Genomic DNA, 7395 nt, shown 5'->3' on the forward strand with positions numbered 1-7395 from the left:
CTCTGGTTGTGAAAGAGCATGCAGGTTAGACTTGGACATGGCGTATCCATCCTCTGTTGGTTGTGATCTTGGTGGTGATCAACCAACAGGATACGCCATCCTTTCAGCCTGCTTCCATACACCAGAAATCACCATAACTCGACCAGCGCTCGGCAATACCTTGAAATATTGGGCTGTTTTTCAGAAGGCATCCACCCTTCAGCCTAAATCGTTATCGAGGCTCTTTAGGGCTTCTTGAATCACTTGGCAGCCGTTTGTTGCTTGCTGTGGAGTGATACTTTCTTCCGGACAATGGCTTCTACCCTCACGGCACGGAACAAACAGCATGCCAGTCGGCGCGATTTTTGCCATATAGACGGCGTCATGGCCGGCACCACTGGTTAAGCTCATGGCCTTCAAACCGGTGGTTTGAGCGGCCTCCCAAACCTTTGATTGAATGAGGTCTGCACAAGGAGTGGGAAGACCCTCGCTAAGCGGTGTGGCGACAATCTCAATACCACGCGTTGAGGCATCGCGCTTTGCTTGATCGAGAATCGGCGGAAAGAAGCTTTGGAGCAGATGAGAATCATTGCTACGCACTTCAAGTACCAATTCGACCCGCTCAGGAATCGCGTTAGTAGCATTGGGGAAGACGTTTAGGCGGCCCACCGTGGCCACGAGGTAATTGTCTCCGGTACCCTGATGCAGTGCTGCTTGCTGGATGGCTTTGATCAACCCTGCAGCTTCGGCCAGTGCATCCCGACGCAGCTCCATCGGTGTAGTGCCTGCGTGATCAGCCTGGCCCGAAACCACAATGTCGTAGCGGTGAATGCCGACGATATCGCTCACCACGCCAATGGGCACGTGGCTCTCTTCCAATACACGTCCCTGTTCGATGTGTAACTCCAAGAAAGCCGCAATATCACCCTGCTGGCGCAACGGTATGTTCAAAGTATCCGGGTTGCCACCCATACGGCGAATGGCATCCGCTAGACGCTCACCGCCCGGCTCACATAAATTGAGCATCTCGTGTGAAAGATCCCCCACCATCCCGCGGCTACCGACACAGGAAATGCCGTACTCGCTGGGCTCTTCGGAGAGAAAATCGATCACCTCGACATCATGACGCAATTGAATCCCTGCTTCCGCTAGGCTCTGCACAGCTTCAAGGCCAGCGAGAACGCCAAGGATTCCGTCATAGCGCCCACCACTGGGTACCGTATCGATATGGCTTCCTAAAACCAGAGGCGCTAGCGAAGGCTCACTGCCTGGCAAGATACCAATCAGATTACCGGCATCATCTAGTCGTGTAGTAAGCCCAGCGGACTGCATGGCACTTTTGAGCCAGTCACGCCCTTCTTGGTAGCGGTCTGTGAAGGCACGGCGTGTCCAAGGTTGGTCAGGGTCGGTAATCGTCGACAGCGCCTCAAGGTTCTGCCAAAGGCGTTCGCCGTTGATGGTCATAAAGAGTTTCCTTATCCGCGTGTCATCCAGTCGCCTAGGGTGTCGAAGAATTCAAGACACTGGGTCAATTGATCAATTTCGATGAATTCATCAGGCTTGTGTGCTTGGCGGATAGAGCCCGGGCCGATGATCACGGATGGTATACCGCCGTCAATCTCAAACACGCCGCCCTCGGAACCATAAGAGACCTTGCCGCCACGCGGTGGCAAAATTGGCTCAATACACTGAAATAACTCGCTGCCAGTGGCATCGTCCATGGCGGGGTAAGAAAAACGCTCCTGCCACTCGATGCCAGCCGCTGAAGATACTTGGTGCATCTCCGGCAACAAAGTTGCCTCCGCCTCATCAATTAGCGCCTGCATATCGACCCAAGCAGCCTGTTGGTCGATACTCCGGAGCTCGAAAACAAACTCACATGTGTCAGGCGTCACATTGGTCGCCACACCACCGTTGATCAAGGTAGCCAACGCAGTGGCATGGGGAACACTGAAGTCATGGTCGAACGGCCCCTCGCGCTCATATCGTCGTGATCGGTCACTGATCATAGCGATAATACGTGACGCATATTCCACGGCATTGACGTGCTGTGGCGAAAAGGAAGAATGCCCCCCTTCGCCTCGCACCGTGACCTGCATAGCAATTTTTCCCTTCTGGCCGTTGATCAGATGCATTTCACTAGGCTCGCCGATAATCGCTAGGCCTGGTGGAACCTCCAGCTCAGCCAGATGCTTCGCTATCGCCGGGGCGCCTAGACAGCCGACTTCCTCGTCGTGGGAGAAACAGAAATAGAAGGGACGCTTCAGTGGTCCTTGTACCAGTGCCGGCGCCGCCGCCATTACACAAGCGGCAAAGCCCTTCATGTCACAACTCCCGCGCCCATATAACCGACTACCCCGCTGCTCCATAGTAAAAGGAGCGCTTGTCCAACGGTCAGGGTTAGCCGGCACCACATCGGTATGCCCGGAGAGTACGATTCCAGGCACATCCTTTGGGCCAATACTGGCAATCAGGTTGGCTTTTTCGCCACTCGTGTCATAAAGCACCGTGGTTTCCATACCTAGTTCGTCAAAGTAACGCTTCAAGTACGCAATAATTTCGAGATTAGAATGGGCGCTAGTCGTATCAAAGCCGATCAGTTCCTCAAGATAAGAAACGGCAGATGCAAGACGAGGATGATCTTGGTGCTGGGCGCTGGCAGGCATAACGTCTAATCCTTGTTATCAAGTGAGTTTGCGAGGAATCATGCCTTGGCTTTCTTAAATTGCTGACGAATCGTGATCACGATTACGAACACTGCCAGCGAGGCGAAAAGCCAGGTAATAGGCGATGAAATCAGAATGCTCGGGTCTCCTCGGGAGATGGCAAGGGCACGTCGGAGGTTCTCCTCCAACATTGGCCCCAGGATAAAGGCGATCAGAAACGGCGCCGCGGGAATAGCGAACAGGAACATGAAGAAACCGAACACACCCATGGCCAGCAACACGATGACGTCGTACATACTGTTGGAAATCGAGAAGATGCCAAATAGGCACAGGATCAGCACAATGGGTGCCATCAGACCCGGAGGAATCCGTGAAATGTGAGAGAAAAAGCGCATTGTCGCCTTGCCAGCGCCGAACAGCAGGATCGACGAGAAGAGCATGCCGATAAACAGCATGTAGACCTCATGGAGATTGGTCTCAAACAGCATGGGCCCCGGTGTCATGCCATGGATCATAAAGGCGCCCAACATCACGCCGGTGATCACATCACCAGGCACACCCAAGGCCAGAAGCGGGATCATGGTCGAGCCGCAGCAGCCATTATTAGCTGACTCTGAAGCAGCAATGCCCTCGATCTCGCCTTTACCAAAATTTTCGCCGTTCTTGGAGCTGCGCTGCGCTTCCCCATAGGACGAGAACGCCGCCGCTGACGGGCCAATACCTGGAATAGCCCCCATTACTACGCCGATCATGCTGCCCTTAAGCATCGACTTCAGAGAACGGCGAAACTCTTCACGGGTAACCCGGTTATCGCCTAGCTCCATGGCCTTCTGGGTCTCAGTATTGCGAAACACCACTATTTTGAGCAGCTCTGGAATCGCGAATAGTCCGATTAACACCGGAGCCACGGCTAAGCCACCCCGCATGTCCAAGGTAAGATCGAAACGGAAGGAGCCGTACATGTCCTCGCCAACGGTAGCCAACAACAGGCCCAGGCAAGCAGATACCAGTCCAAGAAGAAGCGAGCGCCCCGAGACTCCGGATACCGTGGTCAATGCGAATACCATCAGCATAAAGTACTCGGGCGGCCCGATCCGCAGTGCAAGTAGGGCAAGCGGGGCAGCAATAAAGATCAACGAAATGTTGGAGATGAAGTCACCTGTGCACGACGAGTAGAGCGCCATGTTAAGTGCCTTCCCGGCCTTACCCTGACGAGCTAGCGGGTAACCATCCAGTGTTGTACAAGCTGCCGAAGCGGTACCGGGCGTCTTGATTAAAATCGCTGAAACCGAGCCGCCGTAGGTCGACCCCTTGTAGAGCGCGACCAGCAGCAGAATGCTGGGGATTGGTTGCATGTAAAAGGTGAACGGTAACGCCAGCGTTACGGCCATTGTGCCGGTCATGCCGGGTATGGCGCCAATGATCACGCCGCCCCAGATACCTGCGGCCATGATCAGGAAATTTTCGATTGTTGCGACTGCCTGGAAAGCAATCAACAGGTCATTGAGCATGGTGATGATTCCTGTAGTGCGCGGTGCGTCAGAGGCCGAGCGCTCTGAGCAAAGTGCCGTCAGGGAAGCGCGTGTTGAGCGCGCTGGAAAAGAACAGATAGAGCAGCAGCGGTAGCACTACGGCAACACCCAGCGATATCCCTTTATGACGCCAGTAGCCGGTCAGCAGGAGCACTGCCACTAAAAGCAGGATGCTGGCCAGCAGAAAGCCCAGCAGCCCAACAGCAATCACGAAGACGGCGAAGGCCAGCACAGTCAAACCAAAACGTGCTAGCAATGTACCCAATGGCGTATCACCGCGGATCGTGCTGGCCGACTCGGGGTCGGCGATTGCCTCGGTTTTCTTCGATAGCGACAGACCAAGCAACAGTAGGCCGAGCACCATTCCAAGCATCGAGACCACCCGCGGCCACATATCCGGGGGTGGTGCAAACCCGGGAATGAAGCTTGGGCGGGGCACATAGATAGGAATCATTACAAACAGCACAATCCCAAACAGCACCGTTACTATCACGCCGCGTGTAATACCCATATGCCCCTCCCAATGCTTGTTATAGTTTCATCAGCCGGATGTCTTTTCTCCGCCACTGATCACTCCAGGTAGCCAAACTCTTCGGCAAGATTGCGATAGAACTCATACTGCTCCTCGGCATAAGTCGTCATATCGACACTGCCGATAGTGGAGATCGAACCACGGTCTTCAGCACGCTTCAGCCAGCTGTCGCTCTCAGCGACCTCTTCTAATACGCCTTCCCAAGTGGTCACTACCTCATCCGGCAGGTTGGGCGGGCCGTACAAAGCGCTCCAGCCAACCACCTGACCGGCCAGCTCATAGCCCAGCTCTTCAGCCGTCGGGACATCAGGCAGCGAGTCCATGCGCTCAGGTGAGTAGACCATCAGCGGACGCATGTCACCGCTCTCAATGTGCGGCATGAGTGAGCCAGCAGCGATGGCCAAGAAATCAACATGTCCACCTAGCAATGCGGTAGCCAAAGCACCACCGCCACGGAACGGCACTAGCGTAGCCGCAGTGAGCGGATCCATGCCGGCATCGGAAAGCAGCGTCTGTACGGTAAAGCCATCAATCGCGGTCGCGCCGGAAGCCGCATAGGCCATAGCACCTGGATTGCTCTCAATTCCTTCAAGCAATTCCTCAACACTCTCGTAGGGGGAGTCTTCGGCCACCGCCAAAATCATCGGGGTGGCTTCCAACGGGCCCAGGAAAGTGTACTCGTCCCAATCGACGCTACTGTTGGCGTTTACCGCGGGTGACAGCGCCATACCTACACGAGCCAGTAACAGGGTGTAACCATCGGGGTCGGACTCAGACACAGCTCGTGCGCCTGTCATACCACCAGCGCCAGACTGATTTGATACGGTGACTGGCTCGCCGAGGAACTCCCGAGCAGATTCGGCCAACGCACGACCTGCGAGATCAGAGGCGCCACCAGGCCCATAGGGCACGACGAGAGTAACGGCTTCGGAAGGATAGCTTTGGGCATGGGCCGTACAAGTCACCAGCAGACTCACGGCGGCGAGGTTCAAGATACGTTTCATTCCTGTCTCCTTATTTTATTGTTGCTTCGCTGCGTATGGCGCATCAGTGCGGTACCCCATACGAGCGTTTTCAGTATAGGCAGCTATGAATAATATTTCAATAACTCGCTTTAGTATGCATAATGGTTCTAGTCATGTCGCAAAGCTGCATGCCAGTACGCACCATTTGAGAGCACTTGCCTTTGAAGAAAGTGAGGTGTGGTGGCTTAAAAAGATGTGCTTAGTAAGTAAAAGCAACGAGCGCAAACAATGTTTGGAGCGGTCTTAAAGGAGCTGGGATAAGAAATGAAACTTAAAGAAGTAGAAGCCTTTGATGCGTTCATGAAGCATGGCACTACCAAGGCCGCCGCCGATGCAATGGCAATCAGCCAATCGATGGTCAGCCGCCTTCTCACGGGGCTCGAGGAAGAGGTTGGCTTCACCCTATTCAAGCGAACGCGCAATCAGATTGAACCGACCGCTGAAGCGTTCGCCTTTCATGCCTCGGCGCTACGCTTAATCTCAAGCATTCGCGATACCCAGAAAGATGCCGAAGCTATCGCTAATAACCAAATGGGCAATGTGGTGATCGCTGCACAACCGCTCTTCTGCGATACGTTTTTGCTCGATGTGGTCAAACGCTTCAAGGAGCGCCACCCGAACGTTGGCGTTCGGCTGGTCGATGTCGGCATGCAGGAACTACTCAAGATGATCGACAACAATACTTGCGATATGGCCCTGGGCATTACACTGGAAGCCGACACCTACGGCGCCAGTGTCACCAGCCTGGCACGCTGTTCAGCTCGTTGTATCATGCATCGCAAGCACCCTCTAGCCAAACAGAAAACAGTGCCGATCAAAAGCCTGCAAAACCAGACATTCGTTGAGTTAATGCCCGACAGTCCGTTACGGTCTAGGGTCGATTACATCATGCAAACCATTGACATAAAGAGGAAGATTGCGGCCGAAATTCGTCCTATGCGTGGGGTCTGTGCGTTGGTTGACCGGGGTGTAGGTCTAGCTATTGTTGACCCCATTGCAGAGCTTTTGCTGCCGGGTACTAATGTAGTATCAAGGCCCCTTGATCCAACTATTGAATGGGAGATTGCGTTACTTACGTCTAAACGCAGACCGCTGAGTAATGTTTCGGCTGCCTTTTACGATGAGGTACATCAAGAAATTGCTAACCTAATAAACATCGGTGTTCTGCAAGAAAGACAACTTATTTAATGAGACTATTGGTTTCACATAGCTGCTTAGCTTTAGTGCGAGTGCGCTGATAGTTTCATGAGTTCCTGGATTGACAGAATATCTGCAGCATCAGCTAATTGGCGGCGTCGTATTTTATTTTTAAAAATAATTACTTAAGAGTTATTTACTAAAAAAATAGACAATCATTCAGAAACAAAAAGCTTGTTCGCACTGCCGTAGTTGTCACTATGGCTGTTGCTAATTTCAAGCTGAAACCACTTTAGCATGTTGGTAGGCGATTCTTTCTTCACCATCACTCAAAGCTCTTAAAAGATTAATTGATCATCCCTGACTTTCAGATTCTTCTTTAGCCCGGATTTCTCACAGGGTATAAAAGAAAGCGGCTGAAAGTGCTATGATTTCAAGAACCTAACCAATCCATCAAGCACCAACAGCCGCTTCCAAAATGGTACCTGAAAAGCTGACCTTCTCGCCACTCTCACGCCGCCAAA

Annotated in this window: 6 protein-coding genes; 1 reads left to right on the plus strand and 5 read right to left on the minus strand. The window is 53.1% G+C overall.

Annotated features, from left to right (window positions below):
• Positions 1-198 precede the first annotated feature (198 nt).
• The 5 genes from AC13CY_RS06875 to AC13CY_RS06895 are packed head-to-tail and all read right to left on the minus strand — an operon-like array spanning position 199 to position 5713.
• On the minus strand, positions 199-1443 hold the full coding sequence (locus AC13CY_RS06875; RefSeq protein WP_483052402.1) for an allantoate amidohydrolase: 1245 nt from the start codon (positions 1441-1443) through the stop codon (positions 199-201).
• 11 nt (positions 1444-1454) lie between these two features.
• Positions 1455-2645 (minus strand): acetylornithine deacetylase, encoded by a 1191-nt coding sequence (argE, locus tag AC13CY_RS06880; RefSeq protein ID WP_483052403.1) that lies wholly within the window; start codon positions 2643-2645, stop codon positions 1455-1457.
• 38 nt (positions 2646-2683) lie between these two features.
• On the minus strand, positions 2684-4156 hold the full coding sequence (locus AC13CY_RS06885; RefSeq protein ID WP_483052404.1) for a tripartite tricarboxylate transporter permease: 1473 nt from the start codon (positions 4154-4156) through the stop codon (positions 2684-2686).
• A gap of 28 nt (positions 4157-4184) precedes the next feature.
• A complete protein-coding gene (locus AC13CY_RS06890) occupies positions 4185-4688 on the minus strand; it encodes a tripartite tricarboxylate transporter TctB family protein (protein WP_483052405.1) in 504 nt (167 codons plus the stop codon).
• 59 nt (positions 4689-4747) lie between these two features.
• Positions 4748-5713, minus strand: coding sequence for a Bug family tripartite tricarboxylate transporter substrate binding protein (locus tag AC13CY_RS06895; RefSeq protein ID WP_483052406.1), 966 nt, complete (start codon positions 5711-5713; stop codon positions 4748-4750).
• Between the two features lie 285 nt (positions 5714-5998).
• Here AC13CY_RS06895 and AC13CY_RS06900 point away from each other — a divergent pair, with 285 nt between their 5' ends.
• Positions 5999-6922 (plus strand): LysR family transcriptional regulator, encoded by a 924-nt coding sequence (locus tag AC13CY_RS06900; RefSeq protein ID WP_483052407.1) that lies wholly within the window; start codon positions 5999-6001, stop codon positions 6920-6922.
• The last annotated feature ends 473 nt before the right edge of the window (positions 6923-7395 follow it).

This window comes from Vreelandella sp. L-15 (assembly GCF_056857635.1).

Excerpts from the sequence above, each read along its gene's own strand:
- AC13CY_RS06875 (WP_483052402.1), bottom strand. The coding sequence starts at position 1,443 with ATGACCATCAACGGCGAACGCCTTTGGCAGAACCTTGAGGCGCTGTCG.
- argE (WP_483052403.1), bottom strand. The coding sequence starts at position 2,645 with ATGCCTGCCAGCGCCCAGCACCAAGATCATCCTCGTCTTGCATCTGCC.
- AC13CY_RS06885 (WP_483052404.1), bottom strand. The coding sequence starts at position 4,156 with ATGCTCAATGACCTGTTGATTGCTTTCCAGGCAGTCGCAACAATCGAA.
- AC13CY_RS06890 (WP_483052405.1), bottom strand. The coding sequence starts at position 4,688 with ATGGGTATTACACGCGGCGTGATAGTAACGGTGCTGTTTGGGATTGTG.
- AC13CY_RS06895 (WP_483052406.1), bottom strand. The coding sequence starts at position 5,713 with ATGAAACGTATCTTGAACCTCGCCGCCGTGAGTCTGCTGGTGACTTGT.
- AC13CY_RS06900 (WP_483052407.1), top strand. The coding sequence starts at position 5,999 with ATGAAACTTAAAGAAGTAGAAGCCTTTGATGCGTTCATGAAGCATGGC.